The sequence below is a fragment of the Nonomuraea sp. CA-143628 genome (genome assembly GCF_050942315.1).
GTDB lineage: Bacteria > Actinomycetota > Actinomycetes > Streptosporangiales > Streptosporangiaceae > Nonomuraea.
Map to the genome: position 1 here is coordinate 9191606 of NZ_CP192072.1, position 14577 is coordinate 9206182.

A 14577-nucleotide genomic window follows, 5' to 3' on the forward strand; every position below is an offset into this window, starting at 1 on the left:
CACGACCCACGCACCGAACGCGCCGATCACCTGGCTCCCACCCCGCCCGCACCGCCGCCGAATCCGGACCGCAGATATCGGCGCAGAGCTTCCCGCCCTCCCGGGACGAAAGACCATTGATCAACGACCGCAAGCAGCTCGCTCACTGTCAGCCAGTCCTGCCAGTCGATCTCACCCGGGTCCGGGACCAGGACCTCCGTCACGACGGCCTCATGCACCCCGAACCAGATGGGGCTGATCCCTTCCCGGCAAAAAAACTTGAACAGGAAGCGCACCGGCACCCGAACGCCCAGCTCTTCAGCCAGCTCGCGGACCGCCGCCTCCTCATACGACTCGCCCACGTCCACGGCACCGCCGACCAACACGTCGTAGTAGCCCGGGAATCGGGACAACGTCCGGGCTCGTCGCAGCACCAGGATCCGCCCCTCGCGATCACGGCAGATCGTCACCGCGATGCGGTGCGGCCAGTTCTCGCGCACCGCCTCCTCACGCTCGACGACTCCCAGCACGCGGTCATGCTCATCGACATGCTCAACCAGTTCGCCCACAGAGGCACGATCTCAGCCCGCACCGACAACACGGCCGGGCCTCACGAGCGACGATGGAGGGTGATACGTCGCGGCGTCAGGTGGTGGCCGGGTCGCGGTCGTCGATGGGGGCGTCCAGCAGGGCGGCCGCCGCCCCGTGGATCTTCGTCAGCGCGTTGAGCAGATGTTCGCGCTCGGCCTCCGTGAGATCGGCGGTGACCTGCTCTTCGAGCAGCCGGCGCTCCCTCTCGACGGGAGCTTGCAGGGCACGCCCGGCGTCGGTGAGCCACAGCCGGACCAGCCGGTTGTCGCGGTCGTCGCGGCGCCGGGTGAGCAGCCCGGCCGTGGTCATCCGGGTGGCCGCCTTGACCACGTTGGGGGTGGTGACGTTCAGCGCGGCGGCGACCTCCCCCGGAGTGCGGCCGTCCTGCCGCCACAGCACCGCGAGCAGGTGGTCTTGCCCCAGGTGCAGTCCGTGGCGCCGCACGGCCGTCTCGGCCGCCGCCCGCAGCGCCTTCGACATCTTGCTGTGCAGGTCCAGGAACTCGGGCACGTCGAGGCCTCCGGTGATGTCGCGGCGCGATTGACAACCAAATCATGAACCGGTTAACGTTCTGCTCGATCATTAACCGGTACACGATCTAGGAGTCCTCATGATACTGGTCACCGGCGCGACCGGGAACATCGGCCGCGAGCTCGTCCGCCAACTGGACGAACTCGGCGTGCCGTTCCGCATCCTGATCCGCGACCCCGCCCGCGCCGCCACACTGCCCGAGCGGGCCGAACGGGTCGCGGCCGACCTGAGCGACCCGGCGACGCTGCCGCCCGCCTTCGCCGGAGTCGACCGGCTGTTCCTGCTCACCCCCGGCATCGGCCTCGACCACACCAGGCACGCCGTCGCCGCCGCCCGGGCCGTGGGGGTGCGCCATATCGTGCACCTGTCCTCGTTCAACGTGCTCGGCGACCCGATGCCCGCGATGGGCCGCTGGCACCACGAACGCGAGCAGACCATCCGGGCCTCCGGCATCCCGGCCACGTTCCTGCGGCCCGGCGGTTTCATGACCAACGCCTTCGACTGGCTGCCCACCATCCACGAGGCGGGTTATGTACTCGATCCGGTCGGCCCCGGCCGATACGCGCCGATCGACCCCGCCGACATCGCCGCCGTGGCCGCCCTGGCCCTGACCGGTGACGGCCACCAAGGCCAGGAATATGTCATCACCGGCGAGGAACTGTTCACCATCACCGAACAGGTCAAGATCCTGGCCGCGGCGGCCGGCCGGGACATCGCGATCCGGCCGGTGACCACCGCGGAGGAGGCCGTAGCCTCCCGATTCCCCAACGGGGCACCTCCGGCGCTGGCCGAGGCCATCATCGAGGGGTTCCACCTCATGCGCGCCGACACCGCCGGATTCCGCACCGACACCGTGGAGCGCCTGCTCGGGCGCAAGCCCCGCACCTTCGCCGACTGGTGCGCACGCAATGCCGACGCCTTCCGGACCACCTGATCCGCATCAAGCCGCAGCAGTCCGGGGAGACACCGTCATCGTGACGGCGTCTCCCCGGCTCATCGCATGGTTCCGACTGGCCGGACGCGAGCGGCAAGGCGATGACAGGGTGTGATCATGCTGTCACCGCGAACTCAGCGTCCCCACGCGGACAGCACGACCTCGACGAACCTCTCCGGCTGTTCCAGGTGCAGGAAATGCCCCGCCTCCGGCCACACCACGGTCGCCGAGCCGGAGTGCGCGGGCAGGCTCGCCTCCCACCGCGCGGCCTCCGGCACGTTGTGGACGGCGAGCACGGGGCAGTCGCGCCTGGCCAGGTAGCGCTCCGACTCCCTGCGCACCCCGAACGCGCCGGGCCCCGCGTACATCCCGGCGTAGCACTCGGCCAGCACATGGCCGGGTGTGGCGGCCAGTTGCTCGGCGATCGGCCCGGGCAGCGGCCCGAGCTGCCGCGACGCCACGTCCGCGCCATCGGCGCGCAACGCCGCCAGCCGCCCCGGGATGAGCCGCTCCTCCGCCTCGTCCGCTCCGTACGCGGGAGCGACGACCACCAGCGCGCTGACCAGCTCCGGATGCTCGACCGCCAGAGCGGTGACCACCTGCGCGCCCATGGAGTGCCCGATGGCCACCACCGGCCCGTCCAGCAGCGGCACCAGGTCGCGGGCCAGGTCGACGGGCCGGTATCCGCGGGCGGGAACCGGGGACCTGCCGTGGCCACGCAGGTCGGGAGCGATCACCCGGCGCTCGCCGAAGTCCAGGGCGCGCCACGTCCGGTGGTCTCCGCCCCAACCGTGCACCAGAAGCAGTGCGGGCCCGTCGTGGCCCCGGGTCTCAACGTACGGCTTCATACCGAAGTACCCCGAGTCTCAACGTGCGGCTTCATACCGAATCCGCTCGAAGCGCGCCGTGCAGCCCTCGCCCGCCAGGTCCTGCACCCAGAACCCGGCGAACGCGCCGGTGAAGCCGAAAGCGCGCATCTGGCCGTCGACGCGCTCGTCGGCATGCTCGTCCGACAGGACCGTCGCGTCCAGCTCGGGGCCGTGGTTGAAGCGCACGACCGGCCCGTCGAACTCCACCCGCAGCCTGACCTCGCCCGCCGCGGGGCCGAGCAGGTGCTCGGTGCGGGCGCCCCGATCGCTGCTGGTCAGCACGAGCCCCTCGGCGGTCACCGCGAGATAGAACCAGTTACGCGAGTTGTAGTACGCGGTGATGCCGGCGGACTGATGGACGGTGCCCGGCTCGAACCGCATGACCGCCTCCAGCGAGCACTTCTGAGCGGTGACCCGGTGGGCGACCAGGCTCGGGCCGCGCAATCCGTACGGCGACTGACCGCCGTGCACGGTGAGGCCGTCGTGGTCGGCGGCCAGCCAGTCGGGCGAGGGGGGTCGCCGCAGCGTGCTCCAGTCCCGCTCCAGCCCGTTCCAGCCGTCGGCCGCCGGCCACGGGTGGGCGGGCAGCGCGGGCGCGGCCACCTCCACGGCGGGTACGCCGCCCGCCACGCGCGGCCAGCCGTCCACCCACTCCACGCGCTGCAGCGCGCTCTCGCGGCCGAGCACGCAGGTGCGGTTGTGGTAGGGCCGGGCCACGAGGTGGGCGACGTACCACTCCCCCGCCGGCGTCTCGACGAGGCAGCCGTGGCCCGCCTTCTGCAGCTCCAGGCTCGGGTCGTGGCGCGAGGTGAGCATCGGCCCGGCCGGGTCCTCCTCGTACGGCCCCGCCATCGAACGGGAACGCAGCACCGTGACCCCGTGCTCGTACCCCGTGCCGCCCTCGGCCACCATCAGGTAGTACCAGCCGTCGATCTTGTACAGGTGCGGACCTTCGGTGATGTTGCGGTTGGGCAGGATCAGCTGGGGTTTGCCGCCTTCGAGGGGTTGCAGCTCGATCCCGGCGAACCCGCGTCCGGGGCGGGAGTCGAAGACCATGTTGAGCAGCCAGCTCCGGCCGTCCTCGTGGTAGAGGGAGGCATCGAAGCCGCGGCCGGGCAGCCGGACCGGGTCGGACCACGGCCCCTCGATCGAGGGCGCGGTGACCAGGTAGTTGGCGATGTCCTTGTAGCCGAGGGCGTAGTTGTCCATCACGCCGTAGACCAGGTGGAACAGCCCGTCGTGGTAGGTCAGGTCGGGCGCCCAGACGCCGCCGGAGTCCGGCACGCCGGACAGGTCGAGCCGGCCGCGCTCGGTCAGGATGCCGCCGAGCGGGCGCCAGTTCACCAGGTCGCGGGAGTGGTGGACGCGTACGCCGGGATACCACTCGAAGGTCGAGGTGGCCAGGTAGTAGTCCTCCCCCACCCGCACGATCGACGGGTCGGGGTGGAAGCCGGGTAGGACGGGATTGCGGATCAAGCTCATTCCTCCGAGAAAAGCACGAGTGCTACCTCGCTGTTCACTGACCCTTGAGATACGCGTCGGCCTGCTTGGCCATCTCCGCCTGGAGCTTGGCCAGGCCCGCCCGGTCCAGCGCCTTCTTCAGCTTGTCCAGGCCCTGGTCGACGTCCACCGCGCCGATGAACAGCGGGTTGGCGAACTGCGTCATGGCGGCGGTGACCTGGGCGTTCTCCCGCTTCACCGGCTCAGGGTCGGGGACGAAGCTGGCGTACGGGTCGATGGTGAAGTTGTTGATGTCCTGCGCCCAGTCGAACCACTTGGCCTCGGACTCGGTCATGTCCTTGATCCGGCGCTCCAGCTTGGCCCGCCAGGCGAGGGCGAAGCCGGGGAAGGTGTAGGTGGAGACCTTCTCATACTTGTCGTCGCCGACGGGCTTCCAGTCCTTGCCGGGGATGCCGTAGTTGAGCAGGTCGTGGTTCTCCTTGATCGACGCCCAGTCCTGCAGCTGCATGGCCTTCTCGTTGCTCTGGCCCTTGGCGTTGAGCACGACGAAGTTGTCGCTCTGGAAGGTCTGGTACGGCTTGGCGTTCTCACCGCCCTTGAGCGGCATCACGTTCGCGATCATCGCGCCGGGGACGTTCTTGGTCAGCTCGGGCAGGGCCGCGGAGGACAGGCCGTCGGTCATGGCCCAGGCGGTGGCGACGCGGCCGGCCTTGAACTGGGAGTCCAGCGCCTTCGAGTCGAGGGTGAGCGCGTTCTTGTTGAACAGCCCGTCCTGGTAGTACTTCCGGACCAGGCGCAGCGCGTCCATCATCCCCGGAGCCTCCCAGAACGGGATCGGGTGGGACGAGCCGGTCTGCTTGCCGTCGGCCGCCAGCACGAAGTTGAGCGACTCGCCGGTGAAGGAGGCGAGGCTCATGGTGGGGTTCTCCCACATGTACGGGTTGAGCCAGCCGACCGGGTTCCACGCCACCAGCAACTTGGGCAGGCGGGAGTTCAGCCCGATCGGGGTGATGTCCTTGTTCTTCTGCTTGACGTCGTACCAGAACTTCTCCAGCCCCGCGAAATCCGTGATGTCGCTCATGCCGTACTTGTCGGCCAGGTCCTGGCGGATGCTGAAGTGGTGGAAACGAGCGACCGAGTTGATCTGGGGCAGGCCGTAGAGTTTGCCGCTCCACCGGTTCAACTCGATGATCTTCGGGTCGATCGTGGCGGTCAGGTTGGGGTATTTGCCGCTGGACAGCAGGCTGCTCAGTTCGACGATCGAGCCGCTCGCCGCCAGCTGGGTCATGTTGAGCCAGCGCGCCTGCAGCGCGGTGTCGAACTTCTCCCCCGCGGTGAACTTCAGCAGCGCCTGCTGGCCGTAGCTGGTCCACGGGATGAACTGCGGTTTGATGGTGAAGCCCAGGTCGGCCTGGAGCTTCTTGTTGACCTCGGCCAGCACGGCGTCCCAGCCGGCCGGCACGTCACCGGGCAGCAGCAGGCTCAGCGCGAGCGCGCCGCCGGCCTGGTTGTCGGCGGTCTTCGGCTGGGAGGAGCAGGCGGCGAGGAAGGCGGCCACGGACAGGCCGCCGCCGGCGGCCAGCAGGCCGCGCCGGGACATGGTGGGGTTGGACACGGTAACTCCAGAAGGTGGGGGGATCAGCCTTTGGTCGCGCCGAGGGTGATGCCCTTGACGAAGTAGCGCTGGGCGAAGGGGTAGGCGAGCAGGATCGGCCCGATGGCGACGGTGGTCAGGGCCAGCCGGAGCTGGTAGACGGGAGTGGCCGTCTCTGCCAGCTGCGGCAGCATCTGCGTGAAGGAGATGTTGGAGATGAGGTTCTGCAGCACCAGCGGGAGCGGGAACTTGTGCACGTCGTCGATGAACAGCAGCGCCATGAACCAGTCGTTCCAGTAGTGCACGGCGTAGAACAGGCCCACGACGGCCAGGATCGGCTTGGACAGCGGCAACGCGATCGTGAAGAACATGCGCAGTTCACCCGCGCCGTCGATCTTGGCCGATTCAAAAATCGACTCCGGCAGCTGACGGAAGGCGCTGACCTGGACGAAGACCAGGAAGGGCATGACCAGCAGCGGCAGGATGACCGAGAAGTAGCTGTTCTGCAGGTGCAGATACTGCGTGACCAGCAGGTAGAGGGGGACGAGGCCGCCGGAGAACAGCATCGGCAGGTAGGAGAAGACGGTCAGCGGCCGGCTGATGCCGGGCACCCGGCGGGCGATCACCCAGCTCAGGCCCGAGGTCACCGCCAGGGACAGCGCCGTGCCCACAACGGTGATGAAGACACTGGCGAGGTAGGCGTCCAGCACCGCGGGACCCGTGAAGATCATTTTGTAGGCGGTGAGATCGAAATCCGGGAAAAGGCTGTATCCGGTCGTGGCCAGCACGGACTCGCTGGTGAACGAGCCTGAGATGATCATCCAGAAGGGGACGGCGCAGGCCAGCACGGCCAGGCCGACGCCGACGATGCTGAAGACGGTGAACGGTTCCAGCTTTCTGCCGCTCATAGGATGCTGGTCTCCTTGGAGTACTTACGCTGGATCAGCACCGCGATCACCACGAGGATGAAGCCGACGACCGACTGGAACAGGCCGATCGCGCCGGTGGTGCCGAAGTCGCCGAGCTGGCGCAGGGCGCGGAAGACATAGGTGTCGATGACGTCGGTGTTCTCGAACAGGGTGCCGTTGTCGCCGATGATCGCGTAGATGGTGCCGAAGTCGCCGTAGAAGATCCGGCCGACTCCCAGGACCAGCAGCACCGCGGCGGTGGGCTTGAGCAGCGGCAGGGTGATGCGCCAGGCCATCTGGGCCCGCGAGGCTCCGTCGATCATCCCTGCCTCGTAGACCTCCTCGGGGATGCCGGTGATCGCGGCCAGGAAGATGACGCTGAGGTAGCCGCCGAGCTGCCAGACCTTCACCACGGTGAGGATCCACGGCCACGGTCCCGGCTCGTTGTACCAGTCCACCGTGGGCAGCCCGAGGCCGGTCATGGCGTCGTTGACCGCTCCTCCCCCGCCGGAGGCCCCGGCGAGCAGGACCTGCAGGATGATGCTGATCACGACCGGGGAGACGAAGTAGGGGAAGAAGACCACGGACTGGGAGGCCCGCTTGAAGAAGGTGCCGCGGATCTCGTTCAGCATGATCGCCAGAAGGATCCCGGCAGCCAGCGTCGCGCCCAGGAACAGCACGTTGAGGAAGAGCGTGTTGAACAGGATCCGCGCCGCGTCCCCGGACTCCAGGAAGTAGGCGAAGTTCGCCAGCCCGTTCCATGGGCTGCCGAAGATCCCCAGGTTGACGTCGAACTCCTTGAACGCCACCACCAGCCCGGCCATCGGCAGGTAGTTGAAGACCAGGAAGAAGACGACCGCCGGCAGCGCGAGCAGCCCGACCGACCAACCCGTCCGGCCCGTCACCTTGCCACGTGTACGGCGTTCGCGGGCGGGCGGCCCGGAAGGCGGACTCGTCTGAGACTCATGCCTCGTCTGTAGCGTGCTCATCACCTAGGTCCCGTCTGAGGGGCAGCAGCTGACTCTCGAAGTTCGATAGAAACCGGTCGCTGCGAACGCTACGACTGAGTGACGCCTGCCTACAAGGCCGCGTTACGAATACGTTACATATAGGTGCATGTACTGCTGTGACGTCATCCGTTGACCGGAAGTGGCCGCGCCTCTAGCGTAGAAACCGATGTCTATCGAATGGAGGGCTACCCCCGTGTCCCCACGCCCGAAGGCGCTGTTCGCCATGCGCGAGGAACACCTCGCACTGCTCTTCCCCGCGCCCTTGCTGCGGCGGCTGGACACGCTGGCCGACATCGACGTGACACTGGTCGCCGAGCGTTTCGACGATCCGCGGCTCGACCTGGCCGACACCGAGATCCTCATCACCGGCTGGGGCTGCCCGCCGGTGGACGAGGCGGTGCTGGCCGCCGCCCCCCGCCTGCGGGCCGTGCTGCACGCCGCCGGTTCGGTGAAGGGCCTGGTCACCCCCGCTTGCTGGGAACGCGGCCTGCTGATCTCCTCGGCGGCCGCGGCCAACGCCGTCCCGGTGGCGGAGTACACCGTCGGCACGATCCTGCTGGCCGGCAAGGGGGTCTTCGCTCTGGGCGAGCGCTACCGGCGCGAACGCGGCTTCACCCTGGCCAAGATCGAGCCGCTGGTCGGCAACAACGGCCGCAGGGTCGGCATCGTGGGCGCCTCGCGAATCGGACGCCGGGTGATCGAGCTGCTGGCGCCGTACGATCTAGATATGTGCCTGTACGACCCGTACACACGGGTTCCCGGAGTGCGGCAAGCCTCCCTCGAGGAGTTGCTGCGCGGCAGTGACATCGTCAGCCTGCACGCGCCCGCCATCCCGGAGACCCGGCACATGCTGGATCGCGCCCGGCTGGCGCTGATGCCGGACGGCGCGGTGCTGATCAACACCGCCCGTGGATCGCTGGTCGACACCGACGCGCTGGTCGCCGAGCTGAAGTCCGGACGGCTGTCGGCGATCCTCGACGTCACCGAGCCCGAGCCACTGCCGCCCGGCTCGCCGCTGTTCGACCTGCCCAACGCCTTTCTCACTCCACACATCGCCGGCTCGCACGGCAACGAGGTGGCCCGGATGGGGACCCTGGTCCTGGACGAGTTGGAACGCCTGACCGCCGGGCAGCCTCTGGCGCACCGGGTGACCGATGACGACCTGGACCGGGTGGCTTGATGAACGACGATCGTGCCACCGTCCGCGACGTGGCCGCCCGGGCCGGAGTCTCCCCCTCCACGGTGTCCCGGGTGATCAAGGGGGACTACCCGGTCGCCCAGTCCACCAAGACACGGGTGCTGCGGGCCATGCGAGAGCTGGACTACGTGCTCAACGTGCACGCCCGCGCCCTGTCCGGGGCCAGCACCAAGACGGTGGCGTTCGTGCTGGACGACGTCACCGGCCCGTCCTTCGCCTACGTCGCCAAGGGCGTGGAGCAGCAGGCCACCGCCGAGGGACGCCTGTGCATGGTGTGCGCCACGAACGGCGACCCCGCCCGGGAGCTGGCCGTGGTCGAGGCCATGCGCGAGCAGCGCGCCGACGCGGTCATCCTGGTCGGCGGCGGCGCGCTGGACGACGCCTACCGCGAACGCATGTCCCACTTCGCCCACGCCCTGGACAAGGCCGGCTCCCGGCTCGTGCTGTGCGGCCGCCCCCCGCTGGGCGACGACGTGCCGACCACCGTGGTCGAGTACGACAACGAGGGCGGCGCCTACGCCATGACCAGCCACCTGCTCTCCCAGGGGCACCGGCACATCGCCCTGATCGGCGCCGACCACCCCGGCCAGGCGAGCACGACCAAGCTCGACCGGGTGCGCGGGTTCGTCCGGGCTCACGAGTCGTTCGGGGTGCCCTACGACCCGGACCTGATCGTCCCGGCCGGCTTCGACCGCGCCGACGGACAGGCCGCCGCCCGCCGGCTGATCACCCTCGGCGCCCGGTTCACCGCCGTCTTCGCCGCCACCGACATGGTCGCCATCGGCGTGCTCGCCGCACTGCGCGAGGCCGGACTACGCGTGCCCGAAGACGTGTCGCTGGCCGGCTACGACGACATCCCGTTCGCCGCCGACCTCTCCCCCGGCCTCACCACCGTACGCATCCCCACTGAAGAGCTGGGCAGGACCGCGGTCAGGCTCGCGCTCGACCGCCGGCAACCCCAGCACGTCGTCCTGGGCACCCACATCGTGGTCCGCGGCTCGGTCGGCCCCGCCACCCCACGCTGACCGTACGGGACCTGTCGTCAGGACGGCGGGTCCTCGGAGGCGGGCATCGTGAAGAATCTCAGGAACACCGGCCGCGCCCCCGGCGAGGCGTCCTCCTGCGCGCGGCCGAATCTGGACAGCAGTTCCATGTACGCCTCGAAGAACTCGTCGAGCTCTTCCCGGGTCAGGTGAGTGAGCCCACGGGACGCCTTCGCCCACTCCCCGTACCGCTGGTGGTCTCGGAAGAAGCGCCGGGCGAGTTCCAGCTCCTGCTCGACCTTGAACTCGGTGATCTCGTCGAGGAGCTTCTGTGATTCCTCGTCCATCTCACCCGCCGGCGGCCACCTCAGGTCGGCGCTGATCTGCCGCCACCAGCGCTCCTTTCCGGTCGACCGCTCGGGGATCTCCTCGATGAACCCGTTGCGCTCAAGCTGGCGCAGGTGATAGCTGAGCGTCCCGGTGTTCTCACCGAGCGCCCGGCCGAGCGTGGTGGACGTGGCCGGGCCGTGGATGCCGAGATGCCGCAGGATCCGCTGTCGCAGCGGATGGCCGAGCGCCTTGTGCGCACCTGGATCACTGAGCTGCCGGATCGACGGTCTGTTCGCCACGCAGTGAGCCTACCGCCCCCCGCTCCCACATTGCAGAATTTTCGCTGCAGCATTTCTTCTGCAATACTCCATCGCCGTGACCTCCGATGCCACGACACACAGGACACACGAGCCCGGGGAGTGACCGAGGATGACATCAGACGAGCATGTAGCCAGACGGCGCTCACTCGTTGCCGGGCTGCTGGCCCTGGGCGTGCTCCTGCTGATCGCCGTCGGCGCGATCAGGGACACCACCCCCACCGCGGTGAGCCCGGCCACCGCCCCCGACCGGGAATTCAGCGCGCAGCGGGCCTTCGCCCAGGTCGAGCGCTTCGCCGTCAAACCCCACCCGGTCGGCACGGCCGAGCACACCCGGGTCCGCGACTACCTGGTCGGCGAGTTGCGGCGGCTGGGCCTGCGGCCCGAGGTGCAGGAGGCGGTGGGCGTCTCACCCATGGACGAGCGGGGCGACCCCGTCACCGCCGGGCGCGTCTTCAACATCGTCACCGTGATACCCGGGACCGCTCCCACGGGCCGGGTCTTCGTCACCGCTCACTACGACTCGGTCCCCGAGGGACCGGGTGCCAACGACGACGGGGCCGGTACGGCGGCGGCGATCGAGACGGCCAGGGCGCTGGTCGCGGACGGCGCGCGGTTGCGCAATGACATCGTGTTCCTCATCACCGACGCCGAGGAGGCCGGGCTCCTGGGTTCGGAGGCGTTCGTCAAAAACCACCCGCCCGCACGGGGGCGGAGCGTGGTGCTCAACAACGAGGCGCGCGGGGCCAAGGGGCCGGTGCTGATGTTCCGGAGTACGGAGTCGAACGCCGGCCTGATCTCCATGTTCGGATCGGCGGCGCCCATGCCCGTGGCCGACTCCGTGTACGCCGAGCTCATGAAACTGCTCAACAACGACACCGACTTCACCGCTTTCAAACCCGGCGGGATGGCCGTGCTGGACTCCGCCTACGCCAACGCGGGGACCCTGTACCACAGCGTTCTCGACGACCCCGCGCACGTCGATCTCGCGGCGCTGCAGCAGATGGGCGACAACACGCTGGCGCTCGTGCGCGCGTTCGGCGGCACCGACCTGGCGCGGCTGACCACCGGGAACGACCTGGTCTACTTCAACCTCCCGCCCGGCCTGCTGGTTCGCTATCCGACCTGGGCGGCCACGCTGCTGGGCGCCGTCGCGCCGCTGGCGGCGCTGGCACTGATCCTCCTGGCCCGCCGCCGGAGCGTGGTCACCTTGCGGCGTACGTTCCTCGGCACCGCGCTCGCCCTGATCCCGATCGGACTCGGGGTGGTTGCCGGTGTCTACTTCTGGGACCTGCTCAAGGCGATCCGGCCCGAGCTCAGCGGCACCGCCACCACGACGCCGTACCGGCCGGAACTGTTGTGGCTCGCCGTACTGATGGTCGCGAGCACGATCCTCATCGCCTGGTACGCGCTGCTGCGCCGTCGCGTCGGCCCCGCCGAACTGGCGCTGGGCATGCTGACCTGCGTGGCCCTGATCGGTCTCGGGCTCGGCATCGTGTCGCCAGGAGCATCGCACCTCGCCGCCTGGCCCGCCTTGGGCGCGGCACTGGGCGGACTGGCCGCACTCCGCTGCTCGCCGCGGTGGCGCGTCCTCGTTCTCGCCGCCGCTCTCGTACCGGGCGCCCTGATCCTGCTGCCCAGCGCGTGGAACAGCCTGCCGACGGGCCTGCAGTACGCGGGCTACGCCCCCATGCCGCTGATGATCCTGTTCGGCGGCCTCCTGCTGCCGCTGATCGAGGTGGTCTGGCCTCACAGGCGTACCCCGCTGATCCCGCTGACCGCGCTGGTCGTCTCCATCGCCCTGGTGGCGGCGGGCCTGCTGGTCGAGCCGGTCGACAAGGAGCACCCGCGGCGAACCAGCCTGGCGTACGGCCTCGACGCGGACACCGGCGAGGCCGTCTGGCTGACCTCGAAGGCGCCCGACCAGTGGGCCCGCCGCTATGGCGGCGCCAACGCGGCCGGCCAGCCGCTCGCGGAGCTGTGGGGCGGCGGGTCCAAGCTCCTCAGCCCGGCGAAGGCCGCCGCGCTGCCGGCGCCCTCGCTGCGGGTGCTCGCGGACACGACGGGGCAGGGCGTGCGAACCCTGCGCGTCCGGATCCGCTCCGAGCGCGGAGCGGACATGGTCGGCCTGCGGGTGTACGGGGACACCTCGACGGTCCGTTCGCTGACCGTCGAGGGCCGCTCCATAACGCCCGATCCGGCGGGCTTCGTCTTCCACGCCCCGGGGCCGGCGGGAGTCGAGGCGTCGCTGACCATAAAGGCTTCCGGCGACAAGGTCCGGCTGCGGGTCACCGATACGAGCCGGGATCCCAGTGAGATGTCCGCGCTTCCCGGCTTCATCGCCCCACCGGACTGGCTGTTCCTCGGCGACACCAAGATCTCCGTCACCAAGGCGTACACCATGTGACGGCACGGGGTCACCCCAGCGGGCGTGCTGGGCGCAGGGCGGCGAACCAGCGGCCCTGCTCCTGCCAGCTCTCGGCCAGGTCGAAGCCGCTGGATTCGGCGAGCCGGCCGATGTCGTCGGCCGACACCACGGCCCAGGCGAACCAGTCGCCCGCGATGTCGGCACGGCGCAGGCGGACGCGGTCGACCCGGCTGGTCACGCCCGGGGGTTCGACCTCGGCGACGACCTCACCTCCTGGCCGTACCAGCTCGCGAACCCGGCGCAGCAGGACACGTGGATGTCCGCCGATGCCGATGTTGCCGTCGGCGAGCAACGCGGTCTGCCAGCTTCCCGTGCGGGGGATCACGTCGAAGACGCTCCGGAGCAGCGCGTAGCCGCCCGCTCGCCGGGTCAGGTGTACGGCGCGCGGCGCGATGTCGATGCCGAGAGCGTGCACGCCCCGGTGGTTCAACGCGACGGTCAGCCGGCCGGGACCCGATCCGATGTCGAGTGTGGGGCCCGCGCACCGGCTCAGCATCGCCTCGTCACCGTCGATCGGCTCGAACCAGCCGGCCACGTTCAGCGGCCGACGGGTCCCGTCGGCGTGCTCGATCTCGACGGTGGCGCCGGACAGTGCCTCGGCGTAGATCTCGCCTATCATCGGCCCGCGCCCGCCTCGGCCGTCGGTGCCACCCTGGCGGCCGGTGTCAGCTGGGCCGACGGCGCCACCTCCGCCAGCGGTGTCACCTGAGCCGACAGCGCCACCTGAGCCGACGGCGCCACCTCCGCCAGCGATGCCACCTCGGCCAGTGTCGCCGCGAAGCGGGAGCCGGGAGCTTCGGCGGCGACGTGGAAGGCGTCGGCCGCCGTGTCGACGTCGGTCAGCTCGGGCAGGTGCCGAACGCTCAGGCCGGCTTCCGTGAGCCGGTCGAGCTGGGCGCGGCCGGTGTACGGCTGGGACATGGGCACCCCGAGGAGCAGGCGCGGATCGGGCCGCCGCAGGCCGAGCAGCCAGAAGCCGCCGTCGGCCGACGGGCCGTAGACCGCGTCGTGCTCGACCAGGGCGCTGGTGGCCGCGTCCAGCAGGGCGGGGCTGACCTGCGGGGTGTCCATGCCGATGAGCACGACCGGCTCGGGGCGCAGCCGGTAGGTGTCGGCGAAGGCGGCGGCCAGGCGTTCGTCCAGGCCGTTCCCGCGCTGCGGGATGACCACGAAGCCGTCGGGCAGCCAGTTGCCGGGCAGTCCGTCCAGGGCCAGGACACGTTGGGTGGCGGGCGCCCGTGCCACGGTGGTCAGGCTGTCTTCGAGCGACGCCTCGGCCAGGCGGGCCGCCTGGCCTGGCGTGAACGGTGGCGTCAGGCGGGTCTTGACGCGGCCCGCGATCGGTTCCTTGGCGATGACCACGAGCTGCGCCGCCCCTGGAGTGATCTTCATGGTCCGACAGTAGGGCCGGTGACCTGGGGCGACTCTTACGGGATTGTTACGG

14 protein-coding genes are annotated in these 14577 nt (G+C 69.7%); 4 read left to right on the forward strand and 10 right to left on the reverse strand.

Annotated features, from left to right (window positions below; genetic code table 11):
- Window positions 1-26: 26 nt before the first annotated feature.
- Complete coding sequence (locus ACQP2T_RS41880; RefSeq protein WP_433510389.1) at window positions 27-548, reverse strand: NUDIX hydrolase; 522 nt, start codon at window positions 546-548, stop codon at window positions 27-29.
- A 76-nt stretch (window positions 549-624) separates the two neighbouring features.
- Entirely contained in the window at window positions 625-1080 is a 456-nt protein-coding gene (locus tag ACQP2T_RS41885) for a MarR family winged helix-turn-helix transcriptional regulator (RefSeq protein ID WP_433510390.1), read from the reverse strand.
- Between the two features lie 100 nt (window positions 1081-1180).
- Between ACQP2T_RS41885 and ACQP2T_RS41890 the strand changes: the two genes are divergently transcribed.
- Entirely contained in the window at window positions 1181-2035 is an 855-nt protein-coding gene (locus ACQP2T_RS41890) for an NAD(P)H-binding protein (RefSeq protein ID WP_433510391.1), read from the forward strand.
- Between the two features lie 134 nt (window positions 2036-2169).
- Here ACQP2T_RS41890 and ACQP2T_RS41895 read toward each other — a convergent pair whose 3' ends face one another.
- The 5 genes from ACQP2T_RS41895 to ACQP2T_RS41915 are packed head-to-tail and all read right to left on the reverse strand — an operon-like array spanning window position 2170 to window position 7772.
- Window positions 2170-2883: an alpha/beta fold hydrolase gene (locus tag ACQP2T_RS41895; RefSeq protein ID WP_433510392.1), complete on the reverse strand. Its 714-nt coding sequence runs from the start codon at window positions 2881-2883 to the stop codon at window positions 2170-2172.
- An 18-nt stretch (window positions 2884-2901) separates the two neighbouring features.
- Window positions 2902-4386 carry a glycoside hydrolase family 43 protein gene (locus tag ACQP2T_RS41900; RefSeq protein ID WP_433510393.1) on the reverse strand — a complete coding sequence of 495 codons (1485 nt, stop codon included), beginning with the start codon at window positions 4384-4386 and terminating at the stop codon, window positions 2902-2904.
- 34 nt (window positions 4387-4420) lie between these two features.
- On the reverse strand, window positions 4421-5980 hold the full coding sequence (locus ACQP2T_RS41905; protein WP_433510394.1) for a DUF3502 domain-containing protein: 1560 nt from the start codon (window positions 5978-5980) through the stop codon (window positions 4421-4423).
- Window positions 5981-6003: 23 nt separating this feature from the next.
- A complete protein-coding gene (locus ACQP2T_RS41910) occupies window positions 6004-6867 on the reverse strand; it encodes a carbohydrate ABC transporter permease (RefSeq protein WP_433510395.1) in 864 nt (287 codons plus the stop codon).
- Window positions 6864-7772 carry an ABC transporter permease gene (locus ACQP2T_RS41915; protein WP_357952524.1) on the reverse strand — a complete coding sequence of 303 codons (909 nt, stop codon included), beginning with the start codon at window positions 7770-7772 and terminating at the stop codon, window positions 6864-6866. Before ACQP2T_RS41915 ends, ACQP2T_RS41910 begins: the two co-directional genes overlap by 4 nt.
- 298 nt (window positions 7773-8070) lie before the next feature.
- On the opposite strand from ACQP2T_RS41915, the gene ACQP2T_RS41920 reads away from it, so the two are divergent.
- Window positions 8071-9057, forward strand: coding sequence for a hydroxyacid dehydrogenase (locus tag ACQP2T_RS41920; protein WP_433510396.1), 987 nt, complete (start codon window positions 8071-8073; stop codon window positions 9055-9057).
- Window positions 9057-10100, forward strand: coding sequence for a LacI family DNA-binding transcriptional regulator (locus ACQP2T_RS41925; protein WP_433510397.1), 1044 nt, complete (start codon window positions 9057-9059; stop codon window positions 10098-10100). The genes ACQP2T_RS41920 and ACQP2T_RS41925 overlap by 1 nt, the downstream gene beginning before the upstream one ends.
- Before the next feature lie 17 nt (window positions 10101-10117).
- Here ACQP2T_RS41925 and ACQP2T_RS41930 read toward each other — a convergent pair whose 3' ends face one another.
- Complete coding sequence (locus ACQP2T_RS41930; protein WP_433510398.1) at window positions 10118-10687, reverse strand: ArsR/SmtB family transcription factor; 570 nt, start codon at window positions 10685-10687, stop codon at window positions 10118-10120.
- Window positions 10688-10817: 130 nt separating this feature from the next.
- On the opposite strand from ACQP2T_RS41930, the gene ACQP2T_RS41935 reads away from it, so the two are divergent.
- Window positions 10818-13112 carry a M20/M25/M40 family metallo-hydrolase gene (locus ACQP2T_RS41935; RefSeq protein ID WP_433510399.1) on the forward strand — a complete coding sequence of 765 codons (2295 nt, stop codon included), beginning with the start codon at window positions 10818-10820 and terminating at the stop codon, window positions 13110-13112.
- Between the two features lie 10 nt (window positions 13113-13122).
- Here the strand turns inward: ACQP2T_RS41935 and ACQP2T_RS41940 are convergent, their stop codons facing one another.
- Together ACQP2T_RS41940 and ACQP2T_RS41945 are read right to left on the reverse strand one after the other, a co-directional pair.
- Window positions 13123-13752, reverse strand: a complete 630-nt coding sequence (locus ACQP2T_RS41940) for a methyltransferase domain-containing protein (RefSeq protein ID WP_357952517.1) — start codon at window positions 13750-13752, stop codon at window positions 13123-13125.
- Window positions 13749-14525: a TIGR04282 family arsenosugar biosynthesis glycosyltransferase gene (locus ACQP2T_RS41945; RefSeq protein WP_433510400.1), complete on the reverse strand. Its 777-nt coding sequence runs from the start codon at window positions 14523-14525 to the stop codon at window positions 13749-13751. Before ACQP2T_RS41945 ends, ACQP2T_RS41940 begins: the two co-directional genes overlap by 4 nt.
- Between the last annotated feature and the right edge of the window lie 52 nt (window positions 14526-14577).